General features: G+C 60.1%; 15 protein-coding genes and 2 pseudogenes. 14 read left to right on the top strand and 3 right to left on the bottom strand.

Going from position 1 to position 16,880, the window contains the following annotated elements; genetic code table 11:
* Together NKH93_RS28350 and NKH93_RS28355 are read right to left on the bottom strand one after the other, a co-directional pair.
* Positions 1-144, bottom strand: a pseudogene (locus NKH93_RS28350) (ATP-binding protein); the annotation flags it as partial.
* 211 nt (positions 145-355) lie between these two features.
* Positions 356-478, bottom strand: a pseudogene (locus tag NKH93_RS28355) (bifunctional Delta(1)-pyrroline-2-carboxylate/Delta(1)-piperideine-2-carboxylate reductase); the annotation flags it as partial.
* Positions 479-614: 136 nt separating this feature from the next.
* On the opposite strand from NKH93_RS28355, the gene NKH93_RS28360 reads away from it, so the two are divergent.
* From NKH93_RS28360 to NKH93_RS28425, 13 genes are all read left to right on the top strand, one after another.
* Positions 615-1,268, top strand: a complete 654-nt coding sequence (locus NKH93_RS28360) for an SIS domain-containing protein (RefSeq protein ID WP_352973702.1) — start codon at positions 615-617, stop codon at positions 1,266-1,268.
* Positions 1,265-2,533: an HAD-IIIA family hydrolase gene (locus NKH93_RS28365; RefSeq protein WP_352973705.1), complete on the top strand. Its 1,269-nt coding sequence runs from the start codon at positions 1,265-1,267 to the stop codon at positions 2,531-2,533. The genes NKH93_RS28360 and NKH93_RS28365 overlap by 4 nt, the downstream gene beginning before the upstream one ends.
* Positions 2,526-3,581: an NAD-dependent epimerase/dehydratase family protein gene (locus NKH93_RS28370; protein WP_352973706.1), complete on the top strand. Its 1,056-nt coding sequence runs from the start codon at positions 2,526-2,528 to the stop codon at positions 3,579-3,581. Before NKH93_RS28365 ends, NKH93_RS28370 begins: the two co-directional genes overlap by 8 nt.
* A gap of 33 nt (positions 3,582-3,614) precedes the next feature.
* Positions 3,615-4,697 (top strand): GHMP family kinase ATP-binding protein, encoded by a 1,083-nt coding sequence (locus tag NKH93_RS28375; protein WP_352973708.1) that lies wholly within the window; start codon positions 3,615-3,617, stop codon positions 4,695-4,697.
* Positions 4,698-4,801: 104 nt separating this feature from the next.
* Positions 4,802-5,335: a dTDP-4-dehydrorhamnose 3,5-epimerase gene (rfbC, locus tag NKH93_RS28380; protein ID WP_352542510.1), complete on the top strand. Its 534-nt coding sequence runs from the start codon at positions 4,802-4,804 to the stop codon at positions 5,333-5,335.
* A 46-nt stretch (positions 5,336-5,381) separates the two neighbouring features.
* Positions 5,382-6,719 carry an NAD(P)H-dependent oxidoreductase gene (locus NKH93_RS28385; protein WP_352973709.1) on the top strand — a complete coding sequence of 446 codons (1,338 nt, stop codon included), beginning with the start codon at positions 5,382-5,384 and terminating at the stop codon, positions 6,717-6,719.
* A 45-nt stretch (positions 6,720-6,764) separates the two neighbouring features.
* Complete coding sequence (locus NKH93_RS28390) at positions 6,765-7,541, top strand: phosphatase PAP2 family protein (RefSeq protein ID WP_352973711.1); 777 nt, start codon at positions 6,765-6,767, stop codon at positions 7,539-7,541.
* Positions 7,542-8,308: 767 nt separating this feature from the next.
* On the top strand, positions 8,309-9,007 hold the full coding sequence (locus NKH93_RS28395; RefSeq protein WP_352682320.1) for an FkbM family methyltransferase: 699 nt from the start codon (positions 8,309-8,311) through the stop codon (positions 9,005-9,007).
* Positions 9,008-9,473: 466 nt separating this feature from the next.
* Complete coding sequence (gmd, locus tag NKH93_RS28400; RefSeq protein ID WP_352973717.1) at positions 9,474-10,544, top strand: GDP-mannose 4,6-dehydratase; 1,071 nt, start codon at positions 9,474-9,476, stop codon at positions 10,542-10,544.
* A gap of 430 nt (positions 10,545-10,974) precedes the next feature.
* A complete protein-coding gene (locus NKH93_RS28410) occupies positions 10,975-13,275 on the top strand; it encodes an AGE family epimerase/isomerase (RefSeq protein ID WP_352973721.1) in 2,301 nt (766 codons plus the stop codon).
* A gap of 75 nt (positions 13,276-13,350) precedes the next feature.
* Entirely contained in the window at positions 13,351-13,665 is a 315-nt protein-coding gene (locus NKH93_RS28415) for a GYD domain-containing protein (RefSeq protein ID WP_352973724.1), read from the top strand.
* A gap of 538 nt (positions 13,666-14,203) precedes the next feature.
* Positions 14,204-15,028, top strand: coding sequence for a PA3715 family protein (locus NKH93_RS28420; RefSeq protein WP_352973726.1), 825 nt, complete (start codon positions 14,204-14,206; stop codon positions 15,026-15,028).
* Positions 15,029-15,152: 124 nt separating this feature from the next.
* Entirely contained in the window at positions 15,153-15,701 is a 549-nt protein-coding gene (locus NKH93_RS28425; RefSeq protein ID WP_352973729.1) for a class I SAM-dependent methyltransferase, read from the top strand.
* 343 nt (positions 15,702-16,044) lie between these two features.
* Here NKH93_RS28425 and NKH93_RS28430 read toward each other — a convergent pair whose 3' ends face one another.
* Positions 16,045-16,278: a DUF6429 family protein gene (locus NKH93_RS28430; RefSeq protein ID WP_352973731.1), complete on the bottom strand. Its 234-nt coding sequence runs from the start codon at positions 16,276-16,278 to the stop codon at positions 16,045-16,047.
* Positions 16,279-16,476: 198 nt separating this feature from the next.
* Here NKH93_RS28430 and NKH93_RS34390 point away from each other — a divergent pair, with 198 nt between their 5' ends.
* Positions 16,477-16,695: a hypothetical protein gene (locus NKH93_RS34390; RefSeq protein ID WP_502896510.1), complete on the top strand. Its 219-nt coding sequence runs from the start codon at positions 16,477-16,479 to the stop codon at positions 16,693-16,695.
* The last annotated feature ends 185 nt before the right edge of the window (positions 16,696-16,880 follow it).

Here is a 16,880-nt window from a genome sequence, read left to right on the forward strand (position 1 = left end):
TGTTTTTGTTTTGGGGTGGGGGGGGGGCGCGGTCCGGGCTCTTTCAATCGGCCCGAACCCCCGCTTTTCGCGAAGGCGGTAGCTGTCACCGCGGATGGTGATCACCGTCGAATGATGAAGCAGGCGATCAAGGATCGCGGTCGCGTGGGTCCGCCGCGAGCGGTACGCCGGCTGGGTGAGGCGCACGACCCGGGTGGTGCAGCGCCGGCATTGCCGTCGGAAGCGCTTGACGAGCTTTCGAAGGCATTGGCTCGGATCGGCGAACTGGAGCGTCTCGTCGGGTATCCGGTTCAAAGCGTTACCCATCTATCAGCTTGTTCTCTCCGTGCTGCCGAAAGAGCGCATGGAAGGAGCGGCCCGTCGCACAGTCGAGCAGGAGGTAAAGCCCCATCACCGCGGGTTTGCCTACAGCATTGTTGTCGGGCGACACCGTGACGATCTTGACGCCGATATGGCCACCTGCCGACGTGTCGGCCGCAACGGAGAACAAGGGATATTCCTTTTAAGTACCTCCGATGAGCGCCGCCCGCCAGCTTCCGGTTCGGAATAGCAATTGAACTCGAAGTGCCCGCACGCTGTGATGATGGCTCACCATTGCAGCAATCGAGGGTGGCATGACAGAGCTCGCGATAGATCGGAGAGTGGTGGCATGTCGCAAATCTTCGCGGGATGATGCCCTCTGGTTGCAGCCTAAAGAATTCACGCAGGATTATTTGGCATCGCTTTGCATCGCATTGGCGCAGATCGATACGGATGCCGTGCAGGAGGCGATACACTTGCTGCGCGCCGTACGCGATGCGGGCGGCACAGTCTTCGTCGCCGGCAACGGCGGCAGCGCAGCGACCGCCTCCCACTGGGTCAATGACCTCGGTAAGGCCACGAAACGCTCGGGACGGCAGCCAATCCGGGTCATAGGCCTGACAGACAACGTCTCCTGGATGACGGCACTCGGCAATGACGAAGGCTACGAGCGTATCTTTGCCGGCCAGATGGAGAACTTCGCCAAACCGGGTGACGTGCTCATAGTGATTTCAGCCAGCGGGAACTCGCTTAATCTCGTGCGGGCAGTCGAACTCGCTCGCGAAAGGAAGGTAGCCACCATCGGCATTGTCGGTTTTGACGGCGGCACGCTTAAAGAGCTCGTCGATCAGCCAGTATGGGTGCGGTCCGAAAAAGGCACCTACGAACTCGTCGAGGACGTCCACGCCGCGATCTGTCATGCCATCACGCGATACCTCATCGCCGACCGACCGGAGGGCGGTCAATGAATATTGTCCTGCCGAGCTCTCCCTGCCTGCAAAAGGCAGATGTCGAAGGCCGCGCCTACAGCCGGCCGCGGCAGGCGGTCATCCTGGCCGGCGGGCGTGGCACGCGCATGCGGCCGATCACACTCGATCGCCCGAAACCAATGGTGCCGGTGCTCGGCCGCCCTTTTTTGGAATACCAGGTCGAACAGCTGCGGCAGGAGGGGTTCGAAAGGGTTCTTCTTCTACTCGGGTATTTACCCCATGTGGTGATGGAGCATTTCGGCGACGGCAGCAGGTTCGGGCTCAGTATCGAATATGCCGTCACCCGTCCCGACGACCTCACGAGCAGCCGGGTATCCAATGCCCGTCACCTCATAGATCCGTGCTTCCTGCTGCTGTATTGCGACAATTACTGGCCGATGCGCATGGAGCGGCTGTGGCAACGCTTCTGTGCGGCGAGCAAGCCTGGAATGATCACGGTCTACAGCAACAAGGACGGCTATTCACGCGGCAGCGTGATCCTTGATGCGAACGACAATGTGACCGTCTTCGACCGGCTCCGCACCACGCCCGGGCTGCAGGGAGTCGAGATCAGCTATGCCATACTGACCGATCTCGCCCTCGAACTCCTGCCCGACGAGGACACCCTCTTCGAGGAGGCCATCTACACGCCGCTCGCGACGCAGCATCGCCTCGCCGGCTTCGTGAGCGAGCACCGCTATTACAGCGTGGGCTCGATCGAGCGTCTACCCGCGACGGAGCGCTTTATGAGCCGGGAAAAAACCATGCTCGTAGACAGGGACGGCGTACTCAACTGCAGACCGCCGCGGGCTCAATATGTGTGTTCATGGGACCAGTGGGAGTGGGTTCCGGGTGCAAAGCAGGCGTTGGCCCTTCTGAACGAGGCTGGCTACCGCATAATCATCATCTCCAACCAGGCAGGGATAGCGCGCGGAGCGATGACCGCCGCCGATCTCGAGGCGCTTCACCAGCGCATGTGCGCCGAGTGCGAAGCCGTCGGCGGCAAGATCGCGGAGATCTACCACTGCCCACACGGCTGGGACGACGGCTGCGACTGCCGCAAGCCCAAACCCGGTATGCTGTATCAGGCACAGCGCGACTTTGATCTCGACCTCACACGCACACTCTTTGTCGGCGATGACGATCGTGACCGTCAAGCGGCCGAAGCCGCGGACTGCCTATATGCGCAAGTAAGCGAGCGATACTCGCTTCTGGACCTCACCCGTCAACTCCTTTCGAAGCGGAGCGGGGGCAGACATGAATGAACCAACACGCGTTCTCGTCACCGGACACAATGGATATCTCGGTTCTGTCATGGTGCCCGTGTTGCAGGCGGCTGGCTATGAGGTGGTCGGGCTGGACATGGGATATTTTCGTGCGTGCACCCTGGGAGCCGACAATACCAGTGTGCCCGAGATCACAAAGGATCTACGCGCCATCGAACCCCCGGATCTGCAGGGCTTTGACGCGGTGATCCATCTGGCGGCACTCTCGAACGACCCGATCGGAAATCTCAACGCGGATTGGACGAGGCAGATCAATGCGGAAGGAACAGTTCGTCTGGCCACGATGGCCAAGGCGGCGGGCATCCGGCGGTTCCTATTTTCCTCCTCTTGCATCATGTATGGCATGTCGGAAGCCGCCGTCGTCGACGAAACCGCCCCGCTGGCGCCGCAAACAGAATACGCAAGATCGAAGGTTGTTGCCGAAGAAGCGCTGCGCGCGCTGGCGGACGACGGGTTCTCGCCCGTCTATTGCCGCAACGGCACCGTCTATGGTCTGTCGCCGCGAATGCGCTTCGACACCGTGCTGAACAATTTCGTGGGCAGCGCCTTCACCACTGGACGTGTCGAAGTGCATAGCGATGGCACGCCATGGCGGCCCGTGGTTCATGTCCAAGATGTCGCGCGCTATTTCAAATTGATGCTGGAAGCGCCGCGACAGGACATCCACAATGAGGCGTTCAACATGGGTGTTGAAAGTCTCAATCTTCAGGTGCGGGAGATAGCGGAGATCGCCGTTGAGGCCGTCGCCGGCGCGCAGCTCACAATGACACCGAAGCCGGGCGCGGATCAAAGGACCTACAAGGCGGACTTCAGCAAGTTCTCACGGACTTTCCCGGATTTCGAGTTTCAGTGGACAGCGCGAAAGGGAGCACAGGACCTTTACGAGGCGTTCCGCTCGATGGCCCTTAGATTTGAAGACTTTACCGACAAGCGCTTCACGCGGCTGCGCTGGCTCGATCATTTGCTCAAGGCGGGGATGCTCGATGGTCAGCTGCGCTGGCGAACCGCACAGCCGCGTGTTGCCTAATTTTCATTCCGTCGATTTTCGAGGGGGCAAAATATGGAACAGCTAGACGGGACCAAAGCGGTGGAGCGCCGCTCAGGACTGGACCTTCCGACTATCATCGATCGCGCTGCACAGCGTCTACCGTCTCTCGTCCTGACGCGCACTCCTTTGCGCGTCAGTTTTGCTGGCGGCGGTACCGATCTTCCCGATTTCTACAATCTCGATTGCGGCGCGGTCTTCAGCGCGGCAGTGGACAAGTACATCTATGTCACCGTCAAGCGTCACAGCGAGATCTTTAATGAACCCATCCGCTTGAACTATTCACAGACGGAGCAGGTAAACACCATAGGGGAGATCAAGAACAACATCGCTCGCGAATGCCTGCGTTTCCTGGAGATCGAACCGCCGATTTACATCTCGACGGTCGGAGACATGCCTGCCTCGACGGGCATGGGGGGGTCGAGCTCGTTCACGGTGGGACTGCTCAACGCCCTGCATGCATTCCGGGGAGAACGTGTCACCCCTGGCCAACTGGCCGAAGAGGCATGTCACATCGAGATGGACATCCTCAAGGAGCCGATTGGCAAGCAGGACCAGTATGCCGCCGCGTTCGGGGGCATGAACCTGTTCCGCTTCCAGCCGGGCGGCGCGGTAACGGTCGAGCCGCAGCGGGTGCGCAATGGCGCCGTCGAACATCTCTTCAGCAACCTGATGATGTTCTGGACATCGCATCAGCGGCCGGCCAGTTCCGTGCTGGCAGAGCAGAAGGCGAAAACGTCAAGCAATCTCCATACGCTCAGGCGGATGCGGGACGATGCCTTCATGCTTCAGGAGATCTTTTCGGAGCCCGTCATCGACGTAGAACGCTTCGGTGCCGTCCTTCACGCAGGGTGGGAGATGAAGCGGAGTTTGGCGTCCCGCGTGAGCAACGCGGCGATCAATGGCCACTACGACCTCGCCAGGGACGCAGGTGCGGAAGGCGGCAAGCTGTGCGGCGCCGGCGGCGGCGGATTCCTTATGTTCGCGGTCAAGCCGGAACGCCGGGAAAGTGTAAGACGCGCACTCTCACACCTAGCCTATGTGCCTATCGGCTATGAAGTCCACGGCTCGCGCCTCTTGCATCCGGCGCAAGTCTGATGCCGTCCTTCGATCGCGCAAGAGGACCGCCGGCGCGAGCCACCTGAGGAGAGATCGTCGGAGATGCAACCCGACGTGACACTCATTTGACCAATGGATCTACGATGCTTTTCACAAAGACCGATATTCCCGGCGCCACCCTGGTGGAACTGCAGAAATTCGAAGACGAGCGGGGCTTTTTCGCACGCGGCTGGTGTTCGCGGGAGTTTGCCGAGCAGGGGCTTCCGGATCGTGTCGTGCAGGTGAATATTTCATACAACAGGCACAAGCATACACTGCGCGGCTTCCATTACCAGCTGGCTCCCCAGTGCGAGGACAAGATGCTTCGCTGCATCCGGGGCAGCCTGTACGACGTGCTGATCGACCTGCGTCCCCAATCGCCCACCTATAAGCAGCACCTCACGGTGGACCTGTCAGCGGCGAACCAACGGATGCTGGTCATACCGAAGGGCTGCGCGAACGCCTTTCTCACCATGGAGGACCACTCCGAGGCGACATATCTCGTCTCCGAATTCTACACACCGGCGGCCGAGCGTGGTGTTCGCTGGAACGATCCTACCTTCGCCGTGAAGTGGCCGGTGGATGTGCCGGCACTGATTTCTGAAAAGGACCGAAGCTGGCCCGATTATGACCGCTAACCTTTCGCCACCCGACCTTTCGGGGAGCAGCACAGGGGAGACGTCAATGTTCATTGTCGACAGGGAGTTGGAGAGGCTCGAGGCTCAGGGGCGGCCAATTCGCGTGGGTATGGTGGGGGCCGGCTTCATGGCCCAAGGCATCGCGCTGCAGATGCTGCGATATGTCCCAGGCATGGAACTCGTGGCGATTTCCAACAGGCACGTGGAAAAGGCGCGAGATGCCTATGCCGCTGCAGGCGAAGACGATGTGATGGAGGCGACCAGCACCAAAGCGCTTGAGGATCTTGTGGCGCGCGGTCGCCGCGCTTTCACGGCGGACCCGATGCACATTTGCGAGGCCGACGGCATCGACGTCATCATCGAGGCGACAGGCGCGATCGAGTTCGCTGCCCACGTCACAATGCGCGCGATCCGGCACGGCAAGCATGTCGCCCTGATGAATGCCGAACTCGACGGCACGATCGGACCGATCCTGAAAGTGCATGCCGACCGGGCAGGAGTGGTCCTCACAAATGTGGAGGGGGATCAGCCCGGCGTTATCATGAACCTCTACCGTTGGGTCAGGGGCCTGGGCATACGTCCGGTGCTTTGCGGGAACATCAAGGGCCTGCACGATCCCTACCGAAATCCGACGACTCAGGATGGTTTTGCCAAGAAGTGGGGGATGAAGGCCCCAATGGTCACCTCCTTCGCGGACGGCACGAAGATCTCGTTCGAGAACGCCATCGTCGCCAACGCCACAGGCATGCGGGTGGCGAAGCGCGGCATGTATGGGCCTGTGGTCGAGCCTGGAACCCCGATCCAGGGGGCGGTCGGGTGGTATCCGCTCAATCAGCTCCTCGAGGGGCCGGGGATAGTTGATTATTGTGTCGGCGCCATGCCCAACCCCGGCATCTTCGTTCTTGGCACCACAGAGGATGCCGTCGAGAAGCACTATCTCTCACTCTACAAGATGGGCCCCGGACCGCTCTACTGTTTCTATTGGCCCTATCATCTGTGTCATTTCGAGGTGCCCTCCACGGTGGCGAGGGCCGCGATATTCCGCGATGCTGCGATTGCGCCCCTGGGCGCGCCGACCGTTGATGTGGTGGCCGCCGCCAAGCGGGACCTTAGTGCCGGAGAGATCCTCGATGGCCTTGGACATTACATGACCTACGGGCTCTGCGAGAACGCGCGAACGGTGCACGCCGAGCGGCTTGTGCCGATCGGGCTCGCCGAGGGCTGCCGGCTGCTGCGCGACGTGAAGCGGGACGAGGTGCTCGGCTATGACGACATCGAGCTTCCGATCGGGCGGCTTTGCGACGCACTGCGCCGGGAGCAGGATCTTGCCTTCTTCGGCCGCTCTGTAGCCTCCCTGCGCCGCGAGGTTTCTGCAACCGCCTAGTTAGCGGGACTCCAGTTGTTCCGCCGCCCGAACCTTAGAGTTGAGATGGCCGAACCGATGTCCGATTTCCATTGCCTGACGCATGCCGCCGCGCTTTGCCTCCTCTTTGTGGGTACGACTTTCCTGGCCCTTAACCCGGATTGGATCGACAGGCCCCTCGCAACGGCCGTCAACACCGTAGCGAGCAATCAGCCCTTCGCCAGCCGGCTCGCTTTCGGCGCCGTCTACCCAACAACCGAGGGCGCTATAGTTGTGTCCTTGCTTTGGTATTGCTGGTTCGCCCATGACGGGCCGGACTCGAGGGCAAGGCTGGTGAGCGGCGTCTGCGCAGCTGTCCTCGCGGCGCTCGTCGCGCATTTCCTGCAAGGCACTCTGCCGACGACGCCAAAGCCGATTTTTGACTCCGCACTTGGGCTTCATATCCCGGACGTTCTGGGCGACGCTGCCGTTCTGCGCTCAGCGCCGTTCGCCGGCACCCCCGGGTTCCCCAGCGAGCGAGCGGTTCTGTTCGCGGGTCTAGCGATCGCCATTCTTCTCGTTCGCTTCGAACTCGGACTCCTCGCCCTGGCCTGCACCTTGGTGGTAGAGCTTGCGCGAGTCTACTTGGGGCTGCATTACCCAACCAATGCTCTGGGTAGCCTCGCCTTGGCCGCCACCCTGGTATGGCTAGCACAAACGCACCCGAGCCTTGAACTCGGCGCCCTGGTTCTCCGGTGGGAGCGCGGCGCCCCACCAAGCTTCTATCTGTGCAGCTTTCTGGCCTCATACCTTGTTGTTGCGTTCCAGGAGTTGCGCGAACTTGCCAAAGGGCTTCTCCAGTAGGAACTGGTGTGAAGCCGGCCAGCGACGCGACGTGCATCGCCGCGCTGAAGCGTCATCTCGGACAACAGCAACGCTTTCAACTCGCCTCTGCTCAGTCTAACGTCTCGATTGGTCATGGCACTTCCCCTTCCACGGGAATCGGTGATCGCAACGTCACCACCGTGCCATGGCCGCTCGCCCCTCAGAGCAAGCCCCGTTCTCTCTCCAAAACTTTTTGCAGAACCTTCAGCACACTATCCGCGCTGTTCAGCAAGCCCGATCTCTCCGCTCGGCGAACCCAAGGTCAATTTCGTTGCAACCGCCAAGGCCGATTCGAACTGCCCGCCCTACCTGCGTTCAGCTCCGCAACGAACAGGATTGCCACTTCTTTGGCTCCGCAGTAGCCGGCACGGCCCCCGGGGACGAGGGCATCGGCGCAGGGACTCGTGAGCCGGCGCTCGCAGCGAGCGGCTACTTCCTACGCGGTAGGGCGAAGACGTTGGCCGGCCCAAGGCGATGCTCCCGCAGCATCTGTTACGAACGCCGAGAGAGGGATTACCTCGCTTTTGTTGGAGCCCCTGCCACAATGACACTCTGGTCGCGGGAGGGAATCGATGTAAAATTCACAGGGCGATAGCCGCTCCGCGTTAGGCCAGACTGAGCGTTAGGCCAGACTGAACCCCATCTGGCGCTGTTGTCTATTTTGGACACAGTGAGGACGGCGAACACAGTGAGGACGGCGCAGTCAAGCGGAACAGCTACTAGGAATAAGCCAAAGGCAACTATTGATGTACAATCCAGATCGGCTCCGGTATTGTAAGCGAGTTGTAAGAGCGGCCTTAGGATTCGATCATCTTCTCCGGCCCGAATGCTCTATTCCTACACAAAAACTCGGCTCCGCATATGGAGGTTGGGTCGTTGCGGTCGAGCCTCTTCTAGGTGCCCCCTCCCCTATTGTTCTTTCTTTTGGCTTAGGGGACGATATTTCATTTGATCTGGAAGTCAGCAAAGTATTCGGTGCAAAGGTCTTTGGGTTTGATCCGACTCCGGCCAGTCTTGATTGGATTGCCGCTCAGGAATTACCCCCCACTGTGCGGATCTACCCCTTGGGAATATCTAATTTCGACGGGGAGCAAACGTTTGCTGTGTCCGAAGATGATACACGCAGCAATTTTTCCACGAAGTTGGTTACAGGCAAGAGCATTGTCTGCAACGTGAGGCGTTACTCTACTATCCTGGATATGCTCGGACTGGCAACTATCGATGTGCTGAAACTCGACGTCGAGGGGGCAGAGCACGACGTCCTTCCAGAGGTGCTTGGATCTGATGTCTTACCGAGACAGATTCTCGTCGAGTTTCACCACTGGTGGCACCGCACTCCCGTGGAGCAAACCTACCGAACAGTGGAAGCGATAAAGGGCCAGGGTTACACCCTGTTCCATGTTTCTCCTGCGGGCCACGAACTGTCATTTTTGCTGACGCGATAACAAGCCTTACGAGAACTTTCGACAAGCCGCCGTCGGTGGCGGGGATCGTCGGCAACAACCTGACGCCACGCTTGCCAGGTGACCCGAGAACCGTTTCTCTGCAGGCATCGCCCGCGCCGCACTGATCAGCCGACCCGCATGTTCGGCATTGCCGACGGCAGCATGGCCGGCATGCAGCTCCCGGAGAAGCGGTCGCGCAAGCGCTTGTGAACTGACGGCTCGCGGCAGGGCGGCTACGTCCATGCCATAGGAGCATAGGCTGAAGAGGCTAGCCAAGCAGAAAGGGGGACGCACGGGAAGTAGCTGTGACGGGCATTGAGCTGTGGGGATTACCTCCTTTTGCTGGCGAACCTCCCACAATGACACTCTGGCAGAACAACGCACTTTCGCCTTTCGTTAGAGGAGTGTGGGGGCAGACCGTCGGTCGACGGCGCCATCACAGCCCTCAAGAATTGGATGGGACCCGATGACAGATCGCATTGCGCTCATAACTGGTGTGACCGGTCAGGACGGTGCCTACCTTGCCAGACTGCTGCTGGAGAACGGCTATACCGTCCACGGACTGAAACGCAGATCCTCCTCCTTCAATACCGAACGCATCGACGACATCTACGTTGATCCGCACGAACCGGACGCACGCTTTTTTCTCCACTACGCCGACCTGACCGATGCGACCAATCTCATTCGCATCGTTCAGGAGACGCGCCCTACCGAAATCTACAATCTGGCGGCCCAAAGCCATGTCCAGGTAAGCTTCGAGACGCCTGAATATACCGGCAACGCCGATGCCCTTGGCACACTCAGGCTGCTTGAAGCCATCCGCATCCTGAAGATGGGAGAGCGGGTGCGCTTTTATCAGGCATCAACCTCCGAGCTGTTCGGCAAAGTCCAGGAGGTGCCCCAGACGGAGAAGACGCCGTTCTACCCGCGCTCTCCCTATGCGGCGGCCAAACTCTATGCCTATTGGATCACGATCAACTACCGTGAAGCGTACGGAATGTTCGCTTCCAATGGCATACTGTTTAATCATGAAGGCCCCACGCGCGGCGAGACGTTTGTGACCCGCAAGATCACACGTGCGGTTGCAGGTATCGAGCGAGGCTTTCAGTCGGCCCTCTATCTTGGAAATCTGGATGCGAAACGCGACTGGGGGCATGCTCGCGACTATGTGGAGGGCATGTGGCGGATTCTTCAGCACGCCGAGCCAGACGACTTCGTCCTCGCCACGGGCGAAACCCACTCGGTTCGAGAGTTCGTAGAGCGTGCCTTTCGGGCAGTCGGCCGCGTCATCGTCTGGGAAGGTAAGGGGGTGAACGAGATCGGCCGGGATGGCAAGACAGGAGAAATCCTCGTTCGAATCGACCCACGCCATTTCCGTCCAACGGAGGTCGATCTCCTGATGGGAAATCCGGCGAAAGCCCGCTCAAAGCTCGGTTGGTCGCCTAAGACGACGTTCAGCGACCTCGTGGCGGAAATGGTGGCCGCCGATCTGAAACGTCTGGAGCGAGAGAGCTGGCATATGGATAGTAGCGTCTAGAAAGCGCGACCGGCAAGATCGTGCCAAGCGGGCGCACCAGCCTTCAGAGAGGGGCGTTGTCCGCGCTACCCACGTGCGCGATGGAAAGAGCGTGAAAGCTGGCGACCTTCTGTTCGAGTTCGACCCGACCATGACGGAAGCCGACGAGGAGCGCACGAGACATCCTTTCGGTCGCCGACAGGCATGCTCCTATTGGACTAGGGGGTGCCAATCGGGGCGTTAGGGCTACTCCAATTCATGAAGGAGCCTCCCGCCCGGCAGCGTGCTACGTCTGTCTGCGCAAGAGCCGAGCAAAATGCGTGACCCAGGACACAGTCGGACAAGCCAGGCCGAACACATTCGTCTTCGTCGCGAGATGTTCCGAGGCTGTCGATGCCGTGCTGCGCCGGAGCTCGGAGCCTACAACCAGAAATTTTGAGAGGACTGGATCATGCCGGAGCGGATCGTCAGTTTTGTGATGAGCGGGGGCGTCGGCTCGCGGCTGTGGCCGCTGTCGCGCGAAGACAATCCCAAGCAATTCCACGACCTTTCGGGCGACGGCTCAATGCTTGCGAAGACTGTCCGACGCCTCAAGGCGCGCTCGGACGGCGAGACGCCGATCTATCTGATAGCCTCCGAAAGGCATGCCGACCGCGTTATCTCGGACATCGGTCCGCTCGGCCTGAACGGCGGCAGACCGATTTTCGAGCCCGTCGGCCGCAATACCGCCGCTGCGGTGGCCATAGCCACGTTGCAGACGATCTCCGAATATGGCGGTGACGCGCTTGTGCTCGTGGTGCCCTCCGACCATCAGATATCGACCGAAATGCAATTCTGGCAAACCGTCGAGGCTGGCATGCCTGCCGCCGATTCAGGAAGCATTGTCGTATTCGGCATCAGGCCGACCCATCCCGAAACCGGGTTCGGCTACATCGAGGTTACGGCAAATGGTGACGGCGGGGCCGCCGTTTCACATTTTGTCGAAAAGCCCAATGCCGAGACGGCCCGCAAATATGTGGCTTCGGGAACATTCTACTGGAACGCCGGCATCTTCCTGTTTCGTGCCGACACGATGCGGAAGGCATTTCTCGAGTTCCGGCCAGACATCTGGGACACCGCGGAACGGGCCCACAAGGCTGCACGGACCGACGTCTTGGGCATCTACCTGCCCCAGGGCTTCTATTCGGCTGTCCCGTCCACGTCGATCGACTACGCAGTCATGGAGCATGCACGCGGTATTGCGATGGTTACGGCTTCCTTCCGCTGGAACGACCTTGGATCGTGGCAATCGCTGCTCGAAGCCAGCCCGACGGACCGCGACGGCAATGTCGTAATGGGCGACGTTGTCGCCATGGATTGCTGCAACTCCTATCTCCGGAGCCAGGGCAGACTGCTGACAGTCGTCGGAATGAAAAATGTGGCGGTGGTGACGACACCGGACGCGGTTTTCATCGCTCCTGTCAGCCACAGCCAGAACGTGAAGAAAGTCGTCGAACAACTCGAGAAGAGCGGACGCCTTGAAACGAAGTTCACGGGGTCGGACGACCGGGTCATCATCAGCGGGTCATGGCGCAAGCGGGTCGAGCACTGGCTCTTCGACGAAACCCTGCCGCTGTGGTCCACTGCAGGTGTCGACGATGCGTATGGCGGCTTCCACGAGGCGCTCGGTTTCGATGCAAGGCCGTTGGGCAAACCCAAGCGCATGCGGACGATGGCTCGCCAGATTTACGCGTTCGCGGTGGCCAAAGAACGCGGCTGGCTTGGACCGGCCGACAAGCTCATCGACCACGGCATCGAGTTTATCGCCAAACACGGCCGCACCGAACGCGGTGGCTGGGTGCGCACCCTTAATGCCGATGGCAGCGTGGCTGACCCGACGGAGGACGCTTACGACCATTCCTGCGTGCTCCTGGCGCTTGCCCATGCTCACCGATGCGGCCATCAGGATGCCCTGCAGCTGGCACAAGAGACGTTCCATTTCATCGACACCCATCTCGAGGACGTCAGCCTGAACGGCTTCCTCGAGACCCCCAGCTGGAAGGGGGTGCGGTTCTCGAACCCGCACATGCACATGCTGGAATCCTTCCTTGCCTGGCATCGCGTCACCGGCGAGCGCGCATATCTCCGTCGGGCGGCACGTATTGTCGATCTCTTCCGGTGCCACTTCTTCGATCAGGAGAGCTGGACGCTTGGGGAACATTTCGATGTCGATTGGCTACCGTTGCCGGGAGAGGAGGGACAGTGGACCGAACCAGGGCACCATTTCGAATGGGCCTCGCTCCTCATCGATTTCGCGCGGGCAAGTGGGCAGAAAGACTTGGCAGCCTACGCAAGGAAGCTCTATTCGTCGGCGATCGCCAGCGGATTGAACCGGGCCACGGGCCTGGCTTATGCAGCCGTGTCGCGGCAGGGAATTCCCTTCGACCGGCTCTCCCGCAGCTGGCCGCAATGCGAAGCCCTCAAGGCGGCCGTCGCCCTGGACGGCATCGGCGGGCCTGATCTGAAACCCGAGATCGAAGCTCGTGTCGCCCGCCTCTTCAAATGGCATATCGATCCAGCACCGCTTGGCTTGTGGATCGACAGGATTGACGAGCGCGGAAGGTCACTGGCAACGGAGGTCCCCGCGAGCATTTTCTACCACCTCGTGACGGCCTTGATGCAGTATCTGGACAAGACCGCAGGGCAAGTCGAACCTTTCCCGCTGCCAGCTTTGGATGTGAGCAAAAGCGTTGCGATGCAGGGTTACGGCTGACCCAACCGTCCGCCATAGCTCCGTGTTGGTCAAACGACCAATAACGAAACTAGTACAAGATCGGGAGGAATACCCATGAAAGTGACAATCCTGGGAAACTGTCCGCCCCATGCCTACAAGGGATTGATGCAAGGCGCAGACCGAGAAGCTGCAATCAAGGCGGTTTTGGAAAGCGTTGGTGGCAAGGTATCCGGTATGATGTTTACTCGCGGCGCCTATGACATTGTCATCAATGCTGAGGTTCCGGACCAGGCCAATGGGATGGACCTAGCACTGGCGGTCCGGGCAAGCGGCTGGATAAACGAGCTAGTTGTCCTCGAAGAACTCGACATGAAGGCGGCGCTCGCAGCCGCCAAAAAGGCTGCCGGCGTTTACAAACCCGCCGGCTGATTGGACAACTGGCTGTACATTGAAGGCAGCACGGTTCCGATTGAACGCGCCGTGCTGCCAAGTCTCAAGGAAGGACACGCTGCGGTTTCGGAAAGCCGAAGCAGGCGCGGCATGGTTCTGCTTTGATACCGCGCCGACAGCGAACGCGCCCGGCTCAGGGGGTCAGAAACGGAGGTCATGCCGAGTTAATTTTGGAATGTAGACCCTAAAAGGTGCGCTTGACGGATCGGCGAGGTCCGATTTTGTAGAGGTTTCTTGTCGGAGCGCTTCTTTTCTAATCGGAGCGCGACAAGGCAATCGAGATCACATTGTCAGTATCTGTTTCAGGTAGCTCGAACAGCATTGGCAAAACTTGGCCGCTCGGCGGCGTTCTCATGATCACCGTCCCTAAGCGAGCTCGGACTTTACGACTTTCCAGGGTACCTATGGTCCTGACGCAGCGGGTGGAGCTAGCCGTCACTTCCCTACACCCTGTGCGCCGCCAGCAATCTCGCGTAGACAGGCCTGCCCGCATCCGACGCTGTGACGTGAGAACCTCATGCGAATCCTGTTGCCTGTCTTCTTCCTCTGCCTGACCAGCCTGTCGCCCGCCAAGGCCGCGGCGGGCGATTGCGGCGATGCCGCCGCGCTGGTGCAGCAGGCCTATCCCAAGGCCCGAAAGAGCGCCGACGGCACCTCGTTCACGCTTGAGCCTCATACCAGCATCGCCTCGACGCTCCCGGAGAGCGAAGCGCCGTTCGGCCTGATCTGCAAGATTTGGCCCGCCCATGTCGACCTGCTGTTGGTCGCAGTGCCGCTGATTGACAGCGCTAACGGCGACCACCTGCATGTCGGCGATATCGAGCTTCTGATCGTCGACAGGAATACGCTGCGTGTGCGCCAGCGCCTGCTCCAGCCCGGTCTGATGACCGATGACGCGATTGTCATCGAGAAGGTGGAATTCGATACCGGCCGCTATGCACTGGCCCCTGAGGTAACCGCCTTCGGCCTGAGCATCGAACTGGCACACCATTCGCTGACCGCTCCCTTCACTGAAACCGACCTGCGGCTCTACGCTCTCACCGGCGATACGCTACGCGTGGTGCTCGACGGGCTCGTGGTGGCCGGCTCTGGCGGCGATAGCGATGGTAATTGCGCCGGATACTTTCATTCCAGCCAGGTCAGCCTGGCGATCAGCCCGGCGAGCCATCAGGGCTATCACGATATCACCGCGGTTGAGCGGACGAATACCGATAATCCCTCCCCCGATCAGAATGGCGAATGCCAGTCCCATCCTGGCAAGCCGGTGAAGCGTACCTACCGGCTGCGCTATGACGGCAGCCGCTATGCGGTTCCCGCGGCACTCAAGGTGATGGGGTTGTGAGGCGGTCGCACACGTCCCTGCCTTGGTTCGTCAATGTCATCAATTCCAGTTGAACGGGTATCGACCGTTAATTCTCTCGTGGTAGGAGGCGCTCAAGGGGGCTCTTCTCAAAGGAGCTGATGATTTGTGGTGGTCAAGATTCAAAAGGGGTTTTGCCGGAACGTGGGACGACAGACTTGACGGGCTATTCTCCGCAAAGGTCGACTACGCCGGAAAATCCATTCTCGATGTTGGCTGCAATATGGGTGTTGTCGCCTATGAGATATCCAAGCTGAAACCCAGTTCGATCCACGGGATCGACGTTGCCAAGCCGCATATCGAGACTGCAAAGATGTTGTTGAGCGGCTCCCCGGTACATGCCCGGTTCGATCGCCTAAACCTCGGCAGCCGGCGCCTCGGCAATATCCTCTTACCGAAATACGATATCGTCCTGCTGCTGGCCGTCTATCAGCACATGCAGCGCAACATCGGCCCGGGCAAGGCGCGAAGGGTGCTTTCCAATATTGTGAGGCGCACCTCGAACGTCGTTGCCCGCGTTCCGCCTGGAACGGATGGCGAATTTATCGAAACGCTTTCTGACGAGGGGTTCCAGGTTAAGAGCACTCACACATCGCCTCTTGGCAGTCATGTGCTGGTGCTGGAGAAACCTGCCTTCGGAAATGCGCAGCCATGATGACATCATTGTTTGTGGTAATCTGCCTCGTCAACATCCCATGTGGCAGCAGCGGGCGCAGACCCGCTGCCTGCCTGCAACCCGGCCCGGGCAACGCCGATTCGCCGGCAGAAAGCATCTTGCGGATGGACCTCGCGACAATGCCGTTGATATTGAGGGCTGCGGCTGCGGTGTTCTCTGCCACTTCCTTAACAGACTGGATGCGCCCGTTCGCGTAGGTGACGAATACCAATTTGGCCGTCACGGCGAGAGCACTGGCCGTCCCGCCTGCGGTCAGCGCGCCGCCGGTGTCGAAATTCAGCTGTGCGTTATCAGCTCGCAGGCGCCCGTCCAGCGCTCTGGCTCAGGGCGCCGGGCGAGTGAACAGGGTTCGGAATAGCTCCTCAGCACGCCGCAGTCCTTCATCTGTCAGAAACACTGACTTCGCCTTGTTTGCCGGATTCGCGATCAGCCCCTTCTCGTACAAGCGATCCAGAGCATTCCAATCTAACCCCTTCCAGGCGCGCCTCTCTTCATGCAGCGTCAGCCAAAGCAGGCCCATAACGGCATCGTCGATCTTGTCGGTGTCGATCTCCATGCAAGCAGTTTAACACGCGAAAGCTGCTGCCACGATCCACACCGGATGGTTACTCCCTGCCACGAGCGTTCGCCTGAAAACAAGTGCCTCACTCAGGCGTCGCATCCGCGACGGCGTCAACGGGGGCGACGAGCCGGGACGGGATTGGAGTCATCATGATGCCTAAGGGGCCGTGGCAGCGTTGCCGCTGGCAATGAAATGCGAATTGGCGAAATCCTCGTCGTCGCTGTGGTTGCGCTTACCGCAGGCGAGCGGCGCACCATTCAGGTGCGCGTCATGCTGCCGGCAGCGCGCGTCACCCCGCCGCGGTGCCCATTCCATAGTGCGACCGACGCGCGGATACGTTCGCGGGACACTTTCTTCTCCGACGCGCTCTCCGACGGCAGAAGTCTCAACCTTGCCAGACGCGAATTTTGACTCCTGAGCGGTATCGCGGAGCGCATTCCGGGCCACAATCGACTTACGACATCCCCGTCCCTGATTCACCGCCCGTCCAGCGCCAGAATGGGGAATCCGCTGTGAGGGTTGCGGCTTAGCAACAACCGCTCAAGGTCGGTCCGACGTTGCAGGGCTGACGTGTTTTCATCGAGCCAAGACTGACT

This window comes from Mesorhizobium sp. M0954, assembly GCF_040319155.1.
GTDB lineage: Bacteria > Pseudomonadota > Alphaproteobacteria > Rhizobiales > Rhizobiaceae > Mesorhizobium.

Bases quoted from the DNA above. Each gene is read 5' to 3' on its own strand.
- NKH93_RS28360 (WP_352973702.1), top strand. From the start codon at position 615: ATGACAGAGCTCGCGATAGATCGGAGAGTGGTGGCATGTCGCAAATCT.
- NKH93_RS28365 (WP_352973705.1), top strand. From the start codon at position 1,265: ATGAATATTGTCCTGCCGAGCTCTCCCTGCCTGCAAAAGGCAGATGTC.
- NKH93_RS28370 (WP_352973706.1), top strand. From the start codon at position 2,526: ATGAATGAACCAACACGCGTTCTCGTCACCGGACACAATGGATATCTC.
- NKH93_RS28375 (WP_352973708.1), top strand. From the start codon at position 3,615: ATGGAACAGCTAGACGGGACCAAAGCGGTGGAGCGCCGCTCAGGACTG.
- rfbC (WP_352542510.1), top strand. From the start codon at position 4,802: ATGCTTTTCACAAAGACCGATATTCCCGGCGCCACCCTGGTGGAACTG.
- NKH93_RS28385 (WP_352973709.1), top strand. From the start codon at position 5,382: ATGTTCATTGTCGACAGGGAGTTGGAGAGGCTCGAGGCTCAGGGGCGG.
- NKH93_RS28390 (WP_352973711.1), top strand. From the start codon at position 6,765: ATGGCCGAACCGATGTCCGATTTCCATTGCCTGACGCATGCCGCCGCG.
- NKH93_RS28395 (WP_352682320.1), top strand. From the start codon at position 8,309: ATGTACAATCCAGATCGGCTCCGGTATTGTAAGCGAGTTGTAAGAGCG.
- gmd (WP_352973717.1), top strand. From the start codon at position 9,474: ATGACAGATCGCATTGCGCTCATAACTGGTGTGACCGGTCAGGACGGT.
- NKH93_RS28410 (WP_352973721.1), top strand. From the start codon at position 10,975: ATGCCGGAGCGGATCGTCAGTTTTGTGATGAGCGGGGGCGTCGGCTCG.
- NKH93_RS28415 (WP_352973724.1), top strand. From the start codon at position 13,351: ATGAAAGTGACAATCCTGGGAAACTGTCCGCCCCATGCCTACAAGGGA.
- NKH93_RS28420 (WP_352973726.1), top strand. From the start codon at position 14,204: ATGCGAATCCTGTTGCCTGTCTTCTTCCTCTGCCTGACCAGCCTGTCG.
- NKH93_RS28430 (WP_352973731.1), bottom strand. From the start codon at position 16,278: ATGGAGATCGACACCGACAAGATCGACGATGCCGTTATGGGCCTGCTT.
- NKH93_RS34390 (WP_502896510.1), top strand. From the start codon at position 16,477: ATGCGAATTGGCGAAATCCTCGTCGTCGCTGTGGTTGCGCTTACCGCA.